This is a genomic window from Paeniglutamicibacter kerguelensis (assembly GCF_017876535.1).
GTDB lineage: Bacteria > Actinomycetota > Actinomycetes > Actinomycetales > Micrococcaceae > Paeniglutamicibacter > Paeniglutamicibacter kerguelensis.
Genome location: NZ_JAGIOF010000001.1, coordinates 3,192,114 through 3,206,198, shown reverse-complemented (window position 1 = coordinate 3,206,198; position 14,085 = coordinate 3,192,114). Strand labels below are relative to the sequence as shown.

The following is a 14,085-nucleotide window of genomic DNA, read 5'->3' as shown; positions in this document are numbered from 1 at the left end:
TTGTCCCTCATTTCGACCATTGGTGAATCGAGCGATCACTGCAAATCCCAGTCAAACACGAGAGGGGCGCCCGCGTGAAGGCCGGGAACGCCGCACAACGGCCGCGGCGCAGGCGCCGCCGGGGACGAAAAAGCGGGCCCGGTCATTTGACCAGACCCGCTTTTCAGTCAGTCCGAACCGTTAGACGGTTTCGGCGACGTATGGAGCGTTTTCGGAAACTTCCTTCTCCATCGCGGAGAATTCAGCCTCGATCGTTTCGTTGTGCTTGTAGGTCATGCGTGAAACAACGACGGCAACCAAGAGGTTCAGCAGGAAGCCGGGGACGATCTCGTACATGGCATCGTGCAGGGGCGTGATGTTGCCCCAGACGAAGACGACGACGGCACCGGTGATCATGCCGGCCAGCGCGCCGGTGGAGGTGAGCTTGCGCCAGTAGAGGCTCAGCAACACGATCGGGCCGAAGGCGGCGCCGAATCCGGCCCAGGCGAAGCCGACCAGGTCCAGGATGCTGGAGTCCCGGTTCAGCGCCAGCAGCGAGGCGACGACGGCGACGACCAGCACGCCCGAGCGGCCCAGGGCCACCTCGCGCTTGGGGGTCAGCTTCTTGCCGGCGATGTTGTAGAGGTCCTCCACCAGGGCGGAGGAACAAACGATCAACTGCGAGGACATGGTGGACATGATCGCCGCCAGCACCGCGGCCAGTACCAAGCCGGCAACGAACGGGTGGAAGAAGATCTGGCTCAGCAGCAGGAAGACGGTTTCCTCGTCCTTGATTTCCTTGGCCGGGTTGCCGGCGAAGTAGACGATGCCCACGAGCGCGGTGGTGATGGCGCCGATGGCGGTCAATGCCATCCAGCCGATGCCGATGCGGCGGGCGGTCTTGGCCTCGCTGGGGGTGCGCAGCGCCATGAAGCGCACGATGATGTGCGGCTGGCCGAAGTAGCCGAGGCCCCAGGCTGCGGTGGAGAAGATCGCGACGGCGGCAAGGAGGCCGTTGGTGCCGTTGAAGCTGGAGAACAGGTTCAGGGCGTCCGGGTTGATCTCGGTCAGCTTGGTGGTGAAGTCGCCCATGTTGCCCATCTGGATGACGGCGACGATCGGCACGGCAATCAGGGCCGCGAACATCAGCAGGCCCTGGGCCACGTCGGTGAGGGTGGCACCCAGGAATCCGCCGAAGAGCGTGTACAGCAGGGTGATGCCGACGACGATGAACATGCCGGTGAAGTAGTTCCAGCCGAAGGAGGACTCGAAGAACTTGCCGGCGGCGACCATGCCGGAGGAGACGTAGAACGTGAAGAACGCCAGGATGATCAGCGACGCCGCGATGCGCAGGAAGTGGCTGTTGTCCTTGAGGCGCTTCTCGAAGAAGCTCGGGATGGTGATCGCGTTCTGGGCGACCTCCGTGTAGGAACGCAGCCGCGGGGCCACGAACTTCCAGTTCAGCCAGGCGCCGACGGTCAGGCCGATCGCGATCCAGGCCTCGATCAGGCCGTTGAGGTAGATGGCGCCGGGCAGGCCCATGAGCAGCCAGCCGGACATGTCCGAGGCGCCGGCGGAAAGGGCTGCGACCCCGGGCTTCAGACCGCGGCCTGCGAGCATGTAGTCGTCGATGTTGTTTGTGCGCTTGTAGGCGAAGTAGCCGATGGCCAACATCGCCGCCAGATACACGGCAATGGCTATCAGCTGGAACGCTTGTTCAGACATGGGGACCTCGTGAATGTGGTGCGTACCGGGAAATGAATGATCTCTCGGCAAGTTGCACTGCCTCCAGCACCTGCCGGGCGCGCACAACGAAGTTTCGAGTATGACAGCAAAAGCACGTGCGGCGTGATCCCAAAAGCCGCCACGTTATCTTCCTGTGATACGCATTACAGGGGTGCGGACGCGCTGCCCTGCGTCGTGGGAAGGCCGCCGGCCTGCTCGTGCAGGGCCCTGCGCACGGCGATCAATCCGGGGTGCTGCGCCGAGGAATGCCGCATGGCGGTGAAGATCGTGCGCTGCGGCGCACCGGGCAGGTCGACGATGCGCAGATCGAGCTTGCGCGCCGCCCACACCAGGTCCGGAAGCAGGGCGACGGCGTTGCCCGATTCCACCAGCCGCACGTGCGCCTGGAGGTCGGCCGTTTCATAGCGGACATCGGGCTCGAAGCCGGCCGAGCGGCAGACCTGTTCGGCCCAGTGCCGGGAGGCCGCCCCGTGCGGTTCCATGACCCAGGGCAGGCCCGCTGCGGCCTCGATCGAGGATACGTGGTGGAACTCCTCGGGCATCGCCTCGTTGCGCCCGGGCAGGGCCAGCCGGATGGCGTCGTGGGCCAGGATCCTGCGGTCCAGTTCGGCGTAGTGCGGGGCCGCGTGCCCGGGGTATTGTTCCGCTACGACTAGGTCAAAGTCGCGCGCCCAGGTTTCGTGCAGGGCCGTTTCCGGCTCATGCTGGACCATCTCCACGCGCAGGTGCGGGTAGTCCTGGCGCAGCTGCCTGAGCATCGAGGGGATCAGCGAAAGAACCGCCGTCTGGAACACCGCCATGCGGACCGTTCCGGCGATCTCCGGCTGGGTCGAGGCGAGGTCCGCCTCGGCCCGTTCCATGGAGTCCAGCAGCTCGTCGGTGTGGGCCACCAGGACCTCTGCCTGCGGGGTGAGTTGCAGGCGCCGACCGACCTTGCGCAACAGCTGCACGCCGGTCTCTTTTTCCAGCAGCGAGAGCTGCTGGGAGATCGACGAGGGACTATAGCTCAAGGCGTCGGAAACCTCGGCGATCGTCCCGCGGATGCTGAGTTCGCGAAGCAGGCGCAGGCGGCGTATTTCAAGCATTGTGGCTCCGGGGGTGTGGGGAAGATCTCGGTGATTCTTCATGGGTGGGAACACCCCAAGAATACATTGGGAAACCCGAAGGAAAACATTCGGGTTTGTTCACTTTTGCTGAAGGTATGGTTGGGGTCATACTGACTTGTGAACCCGTCTGCCCGCATCCTCTCTGGTGTGCTCCCGGCAGACGAGTAACCGACAAATATCTCATCTTCCAAGGAGAAGCAGCCTTGTCCCTCGAGACCTCGCACGCGCGCATCGTGCCCCCGGCACTAGCAGCCGATGGCACCCCCCTGGCCCGTCCCCAGGACCTGGCCGATGAAACCATCAAGCTGGTGCGCCACTGGCTCACCGAGGGCGCGAAGGTTCCGGTTGACGCTTCCGCCGCGCAGCTTGCCGGTGTGTTGAAGGACCCCAACGGCCTTGACTTCACCGTCGGCTTTGTCGACGGCGTCATCCGCCCCGAGGACCTGAAGGTTGCCGCCCGCAACCTCAAGGCCCTGGCGCCGAAGGTTCCGTCCTTCCTGCCTTGGTACATGAAGTCCGCAGTTGCCCTCGGCGGCTTCATGGCCCCGATCATGCCGGGCGTCGTTGTCCCGATCTCCCGCAAGGTCTTGCGCGAGATGGTCGGCCACCTGATCATCGACGCCACCGATGCAAAGCTCGGTGCCTCGATCTCCAAGATCAAGAAGGAGGGAATTGACCTCAACGTCAACCTCCTGGGTGAAGCCATCCTGGGCCAGGGCGAAGCCGCCCGCCGCCTTGAGGGCACCCACAAGCTGCTGTCCCGCGACGACGTCGACTACGTCTCCATCAAGGTTTCCTCCACGGTTGCCCCGCACAACCACTGGGCCTTCGACGAGGCAGTCGAGCACATCATCGAGAAGCTCGTCCCGCTCTACCGCTTGGCCGCCACCTCGGCACCCAAGAAGAAGTTCATCAACCTGGACATGGAAGAGTACAAGGACCTGGACCTGACCATTGCGGTCTTCACCCAGATCCTTGACATGGAGGAATTCCGCGACCTCGAGGCCGGCATCGTGCTGCAGGCCTACCTGCCGGACGCCCTCTCCGCCATGATCCACCTGCAGGAATGGTCCGCCAAGCGCACCGCCATCGGCGGCGCACCGATCAAGGTCCGCGTCGTGAAGGGTGCAAACCTTCCGATGGAGCAGGTCGAAGCCGACCTCCACGGCTGGCCGGTTGCCACCTGGAACACCAAGCAGGACTCGGACACCTCTTACAAGTCGGTCCTGGACTACGCACTGCGCCCGGGCCACGTCGAGAACGTGCGCATCGGCATCGCCGGCCACAACCTCTTTGACGTTGCCCTGGCCTGGTTGCTGGCACAGTCCCGCGGCGTGACCGCAGGCATCGAATTCGAAATGCTCCTGGGCATGGCCACCGGCCAGGCCGAGGCCGTCCGCAAGGATGTCGGATCGCTGCTGCTCTACACCCCGGTTGTACACCCGGGCGAGTTCGACGTGGCCATCGCCTACCTGATCCGCCGCCTCGAAGAGGGCGCGAGCCAGGAAAACTTCATGTCCGCAGTCTTCGAACTGGACAAGAACGAGGCCCTGTTCGAGCGCGAAAAGAACCGCTTCCTGGCCTCGCTGGCCGACCTTGACGACAAGGTTCCGGCTCCGCACCGCATCCAGGACCGCAACGTGGTCGACGCCGTCGAGGTTGGCGCCAAGCTTGCAGGCCTGGCCAACGGCACCCTCGACTTCGAGAACACCCCGGACACCGATCCGGACCTTCCGGGCAACCGCGCCTGGGGCCGCGAAATCGTGAACAAGATGGTTGGCTCCACCTTGGGTGCCGATTCAGTTGCCGCGGCATTGATCCACACCGAGGACGAGCTGAACAAGGTCGTCGAGACCGCCGTTGCAGCATCCGACTCGTGGGTTGCCATGGGCGCCGTCGCACGTGCTGCCATCTTGCACCGCGCAGGCGTCACCCTTGAGGCCCGCCGTGCCGAGCTGCTTGAGGTCATGGGTTCCGAGTGCGGCAAGACCCTGGACCAGGGTGACCCGGAAGTTTCCGAGGCCATCGACTTCGCCCACTACTACGCACAGCGTGGCCTGGAACTGGACAGCGTCGAAGGTGCAACCTTCGTTCCGTCGAAGCTGACCGTTGTCACCCCGCCGTGGAACTTCCCGGTGGCCATCCCGGCAGGCTCGACCCTCTCGGCCCTGGCCGCGGGTTCCTCCGTCATCATCAAGCCTGCCGGCCAGGCAGCACGCTCCGGCGCCGTGATGATCGAAGCCCTCTGGGAAGCAGGCGTCCCGCGCGACGTGCTGCAGATGGTCCAGCTCTCCGAGCGCGACCTGGGCACCGAGCTTGTCTCGCACCCGGCCGTTGACCGCCTGATCCTCACCGGTGGCTACGAGACCGCCGAGCTCTTCCGCTCCTTCCGCAAGGACCTGCCGATGCTGGCAGAGACTTCCGGCAAGAACGCCCTGATCATCACCCCGAACGCCGACCTTGACCTCGCGGCCAAGGACCTGGCGGCATCGGCCTTCGGCCACGCCGGCCAGAAGTGCTCCGCCGCCTCGCTGGTGGTGCTGGTTGGTTCGGCTGCCGAATCCAAGCGCTTCCACAACCAGCTCATCGACGCCGCCCGCTCGTTGAAGGTCGGCTACCCGCAGGATCCGCAGACCCAGATGGGCCCGGTCATCGAGGCCGCACAGGGCAAGCTGCTCCGCGGCCTGACCGTCCTGGGCGAAGGCGAAAAGTGGGTTCTCGAGCCCAAGCAGCTGGATGACTCCGGCAAGCTGTGGAGCCCGGGCGTACGCTCCGGCGTCAAGCGCGGTTCCGAGTTCCACCTGACCGAGTACTTCGGCCCGATCCTCGGCGTCATGACCGCGGAGACCCTCGAAGAGGCAGTGGCGATCGTCAACGACATCGACTACGGCCTGACCTCCGGCCTGCACTCGCTGGACTCCGATGAGATGGCTTACTGGCTGGAGAACATCCAGGCCGGCAACCTCTACATCAACCGCGGCACCACCGGTGCAATCGTGCAGCGCCAGCCGTTCGGCGGCTGGAAGAAGTCGGCCATCGGCGCAGGCACCAAGGCCGGCGGACCGAACTACCTGGTGGGCATGGGATCCTGGGAAGACGCCCCGCTTGCCAAGTCCGGCATCCTCTCCGCCTCGGCATCGGCGCTGTTCAACGCAGCACGCACCGCAGGCCTCGAAGAAGCCGACCTCACCTGGCTCGAAGGTGCTCTGGCGTCCGACAACGACGCCTGGATCAACGAGTTCAACACCGCCAAGGACGTTTCCGGCCTGCACGCAGAGCGCAACGTCTTCCGCTACCGCGCCCTGCCGGTGACCGTTCGCTTCGAGGGCGAAACCTCGGGCCACGGCATCGCCGAGCTGATCCGCGTTGTTGCCGCAGGCATCACCGCCGGATCCCGCGTCACCGTTTCCTCCGCAGTCGAGGTTCCGGCCGCGATCCGCACCGTACTGACCGAATCCTCGGCCACCGTGTTCGTTGAAGACGACCAGGCCTTCGGTGCACGCGCCGCACGCCTCGCCGCCAAGACCGGCCCGGACTCCGCAGCCCGCATCCGCCTCATCGGTGGCTCGATCACCGATGTTGCCGAGGCAACCAACGGCAAGCCGGATGTTGCGATCTACGCCAACAACGTGGTCTCCGCAGGCCGCGTGGAAATGCTGACCTTCCTGCACGAGCAGGCAGTCTCCATCACTGCGCACCGCTTCGGTACCCCGAACCACCTGAGCGACTCGGTTATCTAGCAACCCGAAGCTCTAACGACGAAGGCCCGCAATGCTTCCCTGAAAGGGGGAGCATTGCGGGCCTTCGCTGTTTTTGTCTCGGGACCGGGAACGAGCGCCGGTCTGTTACTTACCTGAAGGTAGTATGACTCATGGGGCCTATGAGCATCTATGCACTACTACAGTGCTTGCTACCAACCGGAAAAGGAACAAAGCTACTAGTCGTCGTTCAATCAGCTAGGTGCTCCACCGAGGGAAACCGATTTTCCAGAGTCTCGTGCCCTAGACATTAGCTTTCTCGCCAGGGTACTCCCAGACCCACCCGCCGTCGCCGTAAGGATTGAATGCGACCTCGCCGGACTTGGTGGTTACATCGAGCAGGACCATGCCTTTAGCCTTTTCACCTTTCCCGATGTAATCGGGAAGAAGCTTTGCCTTGGACTCGAAGCAATTCTGGACGGCTGTGCTATCCAGGTCATTCATCCGTGTACCGTCAGGTTCGTAACCGCGCCAGTGGTATGCCACGAAGCTTATTAGGCCTGGCGCACCGTCGACCGTAAGCGGCCCTTCGTAGTTGCCCGTCGTTTCCACCTCGACATGTGCAGCAAGAGCGCGACCGTTCAGATCGCCCGCATACTTGGAGCACTTCACGAACTCAAACTTGGTTACAGCGAATTTGAGGTCTAGCTCGCCGTCTTCTCCGGGAATGCCTCCGGTTTCGCCAAGTTTCTTGGCGATCTGGCCCCGCTCGTTCATATTCGATGACGGCGATGGAAGAACCGCACTTGGGGCGGCATTTGTTGGAGCGGTGCTCGCTGACGAGTCGTTGGTGGCTGTTGGTAGTGCCTCTGGCGACGAGCTACAACTTGTGAGTAGGAGGGCTGACAGCGCGGCGACAGCCATGTATTTCTTTTTCAATTGTTCCCCCAATAACGATGCGATTCTCACGCAATCTTAGCGAGTGGCGCCGACGGCCAGTGCCGACGGCTCAATATGAGTGCCAAGGGTTCAGGGATACTGAGTTGGGGAACGACGGGTCCTTCGAATATCTATGGTGAGCAGCCGGAGCACTTTGCCCAGAATTTCCAGAAATCCTAAATCTGGATGCTCCCGTGCTACGTGTCAGACTGGAACGATACAAAATTGGCAGTGCAAACTAGATCGATCGCGTAGGGCACAAACCAAAAAACTTGAAGGTTATTTCCGATGCCATGCAAGCGGACTCAGAACTTCCACGGATAGTTACTGCTGTCTGCACACGAGGCCGGGTACTTTCCAATACCTGCTCAAATGAGCATTAAAGATTTTCGTGAAGCTATTCTTCGAGCTTCAATGCCTTGCGCCATGACAGCGCCGACCCGGTCTGCATGATCGCCCGGCGATAGATCCGCTCACTAAGCAGCACCATGATCCAAGCTCCAGCCACCGCAATGACCAGCGAGACAAATGGCTCCCACAGCGGAACATTGGTGCTCAGCAGTCGGATAGGCATTGCAACCGAGGAAATCACCGGTATGTAGGAAGCGACAACCAGCAAGGTGCCCTTGGCGTAGATCCCCACGAACAACACGGCAACCAGCACGGTGATCACCGGACCGGTGGACTGCTGCAGGTCCTCAGTGCGGGAAGCCATCGAGCCGAGCGCCGCCCAGATCGCGGCAAGGATCAGGAAGCCTGCCAGGAAGAACGCAAGGAACCACCCGGAGGCTGCAATGACCACGGAAATGAACGGGATCTCGGTAGGCATCATGCTCAGCGCCAGCAATCCGATGCCCACGAAAAGGCAGAGCTGGCCCATGGCCAGGATCAGGTTGCCCAGGATCTTTCCGGTGAGCAACTGGCGGATCGGGATGGCGGTAGCGAGGATTTCCACCACGCGATTCTGCTTTTCCTCCACCACGGAATTGGCGATCGGCATGCCGAAGATCAACGCCGACATGTAGAAGAGGAACGAGAAGATGAACCCCATGACCGTTGCCATCGAGTTGCGTTCCTGGTCGCCCTCCAGCAACACCGAGGTGACCGTGGACCCCGCGGTCAGCGACTCGACGGAGACACCCAACTTCTGGGCGTTCGACTCAAGGGCCTGCTCTGCTGCCGCATCGGCGAGCAACTTCTCCACCGACGCGGGGACATCCGTCAACCCTGTGAGGCTGTAGCCCCCGGCCGTCGGCGTGAGCACCAGATCCGTGTTCTTGGCCCGCAGGGCCTCCATGGCCTGTTCCTCGGAACCGAGCGGGGCGGGCGTCAACACGATCTTTTGGTCTTGTTCCACGGCGAGCTCGTTGGCCGCCTGGACCAGCGCCGCAGTTTGGTCATTGTTGGCGAAGGCCACGGAGGCCTCCGTGGTGCGGTCGGCCAGGATCCCGGAGATGACCACGGAACCGACAATCAACGCGAGGGTGATGGCCGTGGAGATGATGAAGGACTTGTCGCGGAGCCTCACGGTGACCTCGCGAAGCGTCACGATCAGCCACGGGGTGCCTTGCCTGGTCGTGGCCGGTGTTGTGCTGCTCATCGGATGACCTCCCGGTAGATTTCCGCAAGCGAGGGGCGCTGCGGTGCGAACTCCGTGACGCTACCGCGGTCAAGTGCCGCGCGCAGGATGCGCTGGGCTGACTCTTCATCGGCGAACTCGACGACGGCGCGGGGGCCGGCAACATCGAGCACGTTCACCTCGGGCATCTCGCGCAGCCAGCCGGCATCCGGCGGGGTCACCATCACGTGCGTGGACCTGGCGCGGGCGCGCAGCTCCCCGGCGGAACCGGAGGCGACGATCTTGCCTTCGGCCAGCACCACCAGGTTGTCGCAGAGCTGGTCGATCAAATCCAGTTGGTGGCTGGAGAAAAGGATCGGCACGCCCGTGGCCGCGCGTTCGGCCAGCAGCGAGCTCATCGAGTCCACGGCGATCGGGTCGAGCCCGGAAAACGGTTCGTCCAGGATGAGCGCGGTGGGGTGGTGCATCAGCGAGGCGGCAACCTGCACGCGTTGCTGGTTGCCCAGCGAGAGGGACTCGAGCTTGTCCTTGGTGCGGTCGGCGATGCCGAAGCGGTCCAGCAGGTTCAGCGCCTCGGTGCGGGCATCGTGCCGGCCCATGCCGTGCAGTTGGCCCAGGTATTGCAGCTGGTCGAGGACCTGCTGCTTGGGGTAGAGCCCGCGTTCCTCCGGCATGTAGCCGAAGCGGGCCCGGTCGGCGTCGACAAGCGGCTCGCCGTTGAAAAGCACCCCGCCGCCATGGGCCTTGAGCACGCCCATGATGATGCGCATGGTGGTGGTCTTGCCGGCGCCGTTGGCCCCGACGAATCCCGTCATGCCGTTGGCGGGGACGCCGAAGGAGACGTCGTGCAGCACCGTCCGTTCCCCGAAGCGCCGCGTAAGATTCCGTACCTCTAACACCTGCTGGTTTTCCTCACTGTGAAGCTGGCTGTTCCCTTGCCCTCCAATCTATGGTGGGCCCCGCGGCGGACGGATCGTTCAAACGAATGAACTTGCGGGAACCGGTTTCCTAGACCTCCGTCAAAGGGATGAGCCGCGCGCGGTAGGCAAAGACGACTGCCTGCACCCGGTCCCGCAGCCCGGCCTTGGCCAGGATGTTTGACAGGTGCGTTTTCACCGTCGCCTCGGAGACCGAAAGGACCGCTGCGATCTCCGTGTTGGACAGGCCGCTGGCCAGCCTGGTGAGCACCTCGAGTTCGCGGGCCGTCAGCGCGTCGAGGACCCGTTGGTCATTCGGGTCCAACTGCGGGCGCGCGGCGGATGCGTACCGGTCCTCGCCGGTGCCTCGGCGGATGATGCGCAGCGTGACCTCGGGGGAGAGCAGCGCCTGCCCTCCGGCCGCGGCATGGACGGCGGCCAGGAGCATTTCCGGCTCGGTGTTCTTGAGCAGGAAACCGCTGGCCCCGGCATCGATCGCGTCAAAGAGGTAGTCGTCGCGGTCGAAGGTCGTCAACACCACGACCTTCGCGGCGCTTGCCGCGGTGATCCGTGCCGTGGCCGCCACCCCGTCGAGCACCGGCATTTGGATGTCCATCAGCACCACGTCGGGGTGCAGGGACCGCGTTGCCGCAACGGCCTGCTCGCCGTCGGCGGCGGTGCCGACGACCTCGAGGTTTTCGTCGGTGCCCAGGATCAGCTCCAGCGAGGAACGGATCAACGGCTGGTCGTCGCAGATCAGGATGCGGGTCTTGCTCATGCTGTGGCCTCCGTAATGATGGGTGAAAGCGGGGTGGTGCCGGGAACGCGCAGGCGGGCGCGTGATCGCCACCCGGCGGGGGAGCGGGGCCCGATGTCAACGAGCCCGTGGTGCAGTTCGGCGCGCTCGCGGATGCCGCGCAGCCCGAATCCGCTGCCGCCGGTGCCCGGGCGCGGGCTGCCGTCGTCGGTGACCTCAACCTCCGCCCACTCGCCGGTCCCGTCGACGCCGCTGCGCAGCGACAGCACCGCGGAGCGCGCCGTCGAATGTTCGCGCACGTTGGCCAGGGATTCGGCGGCAATGCGGTACAAGGCCAGGCCCAGCCCGGCGCCCACCGAGTCGAGGAAACCCTCGCGGTGTTCGACGGTGATCAGCTGGACGCGGACCCCGGCCCGGGCGGATTGCTCGACGAGCGCCGGGATGTCGGTGAGCCCGGGTTCGGGGGAGCGGTGCGCGTCGGTGCCGGGCGAATCGGTGTCGTCCTGCTCCTCGTGGCGCAGCACGCGCAGCAGCGACCGGGTTTCCCCGACGGCCTGGCGTGCCGAGTCCTCGATGCCGCGCATCAGCTCTGCGGCGCGCTGCGGATCCCGGGGCTGCACCATGCGCGCGGCCGCAGCCTGCACCCCGACCGCCGAAATGTGGTGCGCCACCACGTCATGCAGTTCGCGGGCGATGCGCAGGCGTTCGTCGATGACGGCCCGGCGGGCCAGCTCGATCGACTGCTCGCGCAACTTTTCGGCCTGGGCAATGACCACCTCATGCTGCCAGGCGCTGCGCCACGAGGAGGGGCCCAGGAAGATGGCGCCGCCAAAGTAGAAGAGGTTGACCAGGAAGTTGTAGCCAGCATAGGCAACCACCGGGTCGATGAACCCGGAGGTGTCGATCGCCATGGGCAGGTCCAGCTCGGAACCGAACACAAGCTTGGCATTGGTGATCGAAATGACCAGCCACAGGAACATCACCAGAATGACCCCGCCCAGCGCCAAACGCAACGCACGCCGGTCCCGCGCCCACGTGACGGCCGAGTACAGCCCCACGAAGTAGGCAATCTGCGGGGCCAGCTGGATCATGACCTGCGGCAGCCATGTGCCGAAGCCGATGAACAATGCCGAGAGCAACAACATGGAACTGATGGGGAAGCGCCGGCGGACCGCCAGCGGCGCAATCAGCGCACACATGGCCAGGTAACTCATCGCGCGGTCGGGGGCGTCCTCGGCCGGCGCAAAGCTGAGGGTCATTTCCATGCCAAGCAGCGAGCAGGCCATGACCAGCAGCGTCACCCACACGTCGCGGCGCAGCTGTTCCGTGCTCGGCATGGGCCGTTCCCATTCCGGCGGAGGGAATTCGCCCGGAAGGAAGCGCTGGCGCATGGCCGGTGGTTTCATCATTTCCGTCTTCCGTCCGTGTCAACCCGTCAATGTCCCGCCATCGAACCTATCCCATGGCGGTGGCGCCGCGGAAAGACCTTGTCTGGTGTGACAAAAAGGTGTTGTGTGGGGCCATGAGTACGCCCATCGAAGACTATGCATTGTTGTCTGACCAGCGAACCGCGGCGCTGGTGTCGCGGAACGGTTCGGTCGACTGGTTGTGTTTTCCGCGTTTCGACTCCAGCAGCGTGTTTGCCGCGCTGGTGGGAACCAAGGACCACGGGCGCTGGCTGCTGGCGCCGCGCGACGGGCACGTCATTGGCCGGAACTACCTCAACTCGTCCTTTGTCTTGCGCACCCTGTGGGGCAGCGAAACGGGGCAGGTGCTTGTCACCGACTTCATGCCGGTGGGCAACGGCCGCTCCAGCGTGATCCGGCGGGTGGAGGGCCTGAGCGGTTCCATGGTGATGGAGCACGAGCTGATCATGCGTTACGACTACGGCAAGGTCCTGCCCTGGGTCCGGCGCAGCTTTGACACGGTGCAGGGCACGGAATCGCTGATTGCCGTGGCCGGTCCGCACGCGGCCGTGCTGTATGCCACCCGGCTGCCCAAGGCCCACGAGCATTCGCACCGCGACGAGTTTGTGGTGAACGCCGGGGACATTTTCGATTTCGAGTTCGCCTGCCATCCCAGCCACGAACCGATGCCCGACGCCAGCGACGTGGGCATGAGCATGACCCGAACCGCGAAACAGTGGCACGACTGGGCGAGCGACATCACCCCGCACGGCGACTACGAACCCGTTGTCAGGCGTTCGCTGCTGGTGCTCAAGGCGCTGACCCACGAGGAGACCGGCGGCATCGTCGCGGCCCCCACCACCTCCCTCCCGGAGTTCCTGGGCGGGGAGCGGAACTGGGACTATCGGTTCTGTTGGTTGCGCGATGCGGCGCTGACCCTGCAGGTCATGATGACGCACGGCTACGGCAACGAGGCCCTGCAATGGCGTGATTGGTTGCTACGCGCCATTGCAGGGGACCACCACCAGCTGCAAATCATGTACGGGCTCGACGGCAAGCGCGAACTTTCCGAGCGCGTCCTGCACCACCTGCCCGGATACGCGGGATCCGTCCCGGTACGCGTCGGCAACGGGGCCGTGAGCCAATACCAGGGCGACGTGATCGGCGAGGTCATGGTGGCACTTGAGGAGTTGCGCACCCTGGGTGGACACGAGGACCATTTCTCCTGGCCGCTGCAAAGGGCGCTGATCGACTACGTGCTGGACAACCTGACGCGCAAGGACCGAGGCCTGTGGGAAATGCGCGGGGACCCGCACTACTTCACGCATTCGCGGGTCATGATGTGGGCCGCCCTGGACAGCGGAGTGCGGGCCGTGAAACTTCACGGGCTGGCCGGCGAAGTCGAGGCCTGGGCCGATGCCCGCGACAAGCTCAGGGAGGAGATCCTCTCCCGGGGATTCAACGCGGAGCTGGATTGCTTCACGCAAACCTATGACGGCACCGAGGTCGACGCGTCCCTGTTGGTGTTGGCGCAGGTCGGGTTCGTCGACCACAAGGATCCCCGGATGCTTGGCACCGTGAAGCGCATCGAGGAGGACCTGGTCGACGGGCACGGGTTCATCAGGCGCTACCGGACCGAGGTCGGTACCGACGGGCTGCCGCCCGGGGAGTCCGCCTTCCTGGTGTGTTCCTGCTGGCTCGTCGAGCAATATGCCCACTCCGGGCGGTTGGCCGACGCCCGCGGGCTCATGGACAGGCTTGCGGGCGTGGTGAACGACCTGGGCCTGGTCTCGGAGGAATACGACCCCGCCACCGGGCACATGGCGGGCAATTTCCCGCAGGCGCTTTCCCACCTGGGGTTGATTCGCGCCGCCGACGCCATCGAGGAGGCGGCGGGCAACCGCCCGGCGCATCCGCGCCGGGCCTACACGTAGGCCCGGCGCGGATGCGCGCCAGAA

At 64.3% G+C, this 14,085-nt stretch carries 9 protein-coding genes; 2 read left to right on the top strand and 7 right to left on the bottom strand.

Annotated elements, in window-relative coordinates; all coding sequences use genetic code 11:
• Positions 1-180: 180 nt before the first annotated feature.
• Both putP and JOF47_RS14650 read right to left on the bottom strand, forming a co-directional pair.
• On the bottom strand, positions 181-1,704 hold the full coding sequence (gene putP, locus JOF47_RS14655; RefSeq protein ID WP_209999727.1) for a sodium/proline symporter PutP: 1,524 nt from the start codon (positions 1,702-1,704) through the stop codon (positions 181-183).
• A 164-nt stretch (positions 1,705-1,868) separates the two neighbouring features.
• On the bottom strand, positions 1,869-2,810 hold the full coding sequence (locus tag JOF47_RS14650; RefSeq protein WP_209999724.1) for a LysR family transcriptional regulator: 942 nt from the start codon (positions 2,808-2,810) through the stop codon (positions 1,869-1,871).
• A gap of 224 nt (positions 2,811-3,034) precedes the next feature.
• Here JOF47_RS14650 and JOF47_RS14645 point away from each other — a divergent pair, with 224 nt between their 5' ends.
• Positions 3,035-6,571: a proline dehydrogenase family protein gene (locus tag JOF47_RS14645; RefSeq protein ID WP_209999720.1), complete on the top strand. Its 3,537-nt coding sequence runs from the start codon at positions 3,035-3,037 to the stop codon at positions 6,569-6,571.
• 261 nt (positions 6,572-6,832) lie between these two features.
• On the opposite strand, the gene JOF47_RS14640 is transcribed toward JOF47_RS14645, so the two are convergent.
• The 5 genes from JOF47_RS14640 to JOF47_RS14620 form a co-directional block, all read right to left on the bottom strand.
• Positions 6,833-7,468: a hypothetical protein gene (locus tag JOF47_RS14640; protein ID WP_209999717.1), complete on the bottom strand. Its 636-nt coding sequence runs from the start codon at positions 7,466-7,468 to the stop codon at positions 6,833-6,835.
• A 397-nt stretch (positions 7,469-7,865) separates the two neighbouring features.
• The gene (locus JOF47_RS14635; RefSeq protein ID WP_209999714.1) at positions 7,866-9,068 is read right to left on the bottom strand and encodes an ABC transporter permease; all 1,203 of its coding nucleotides are present in this window, start codon (positions 9,066-9,068) and stop codon (positions 7,866-7,868) included.
• Positions 9,065-9,946: an ABC transporter ATP-binding protein gene (locus tag JOF47_RS14630; RefSeq protein WP_209999711.1), complete on the bottom strand. Its 882-nt coding sequence runs from the start codon at positions 9,944-9,946 to the stop codon at positions 9,065-9,067. The genes JOF47_RS14635 and JOF47_RS14630 overlap by 4 nt, the downstream gene beginning before the upstream one ends.
• Positions 9,947-10,055: 109 nt before the next feature.
• Positions 10,056-10,742: a response regulator gene (locus JOF47_RS14625; RefSeq protein ID WP_209999708.1), complete on the bottom strand. Its 687-nt coding sequence runs from the start codon at positions 10,740-10,742 to the stop codon at positions 10,056-10,058.
• On the bottom strand, positions 10,739-12,130 hold the full coding sequence (locus JOF47_RS14620; RefSeq protein ID WP_209999706.1) for a sensor histidine kinase: 1,392 nt from the start codon (positions 12,128-12,130) through the stop codon (positions 10,739-10,741). Before JOF47_RS14620 ends, JOF47_RS14625 begins: the two co-directional genes overlap by 4 nt.
• A gap of 113 nt (positions 12,131-12,243) precedes the next feature.
• On the opposite strand from JOF47_RS14620, the gene JOF47_RS14615 reads away from it, so the two are divergent.
• Positions 12,244-14,061, top strand: a complete 1,818-nt coding sequence (locus tag JOF47_RS14615; protein ID WP_209999704.1) for a glycoside hydrolase family 15 protein — start codon at positions 12,244-12,246, stop codon at positions 14,059-14,061.
• Positions 14,062-14,085: the final 24 nt, after the last annotated feature.

Bases quoted from the DNA above. Each gene is read 5' to 3' on its own strand.
- putP (WP_209999727.1), bottom strand. From the start codon at position 1,704: ATGTCTGAACAAGCGTTCCAGCTGATAGCCATTGCCGTGTATCTGGCG.
- JOF47_RS14650 (WP_209999724.1), bottom strand. From the start codon at position 2,810: ATGCTTGAAATACGCCGCCTGCGCCTGCTTCGCGAACTCAGCATCCGC.
- JOF47_RS14635 (WP_209999714.1), bottom strand. From the start codon at position 9,068: ATGAGCAGCACAACACCGGCCACGACCAGGCAAGGCACCCCGTGGCTG.
- JOF47_RS14625 (WP_209999708.1), bottom strand. From the start codon at position 10,742: ATGAGCAAGACCCGCATCCTGATCTGCGACGACCAGCCGTTGATCCGT.
- JOF47_RS14620 (WP_209999706.1), bottom strand. From the start codon at position 12,130: ATGATGAAACCACCGGCCATGCGCCAGCGCTTCCTTCCGGGCGAATTC.
- JOF47_RS14615 (WP_209999704.1), top strand. From the start codon at position 12,244: ATGAGTACGCCCATCGAAGACTATGCATTGTTGTCTGACCAGCGAACC.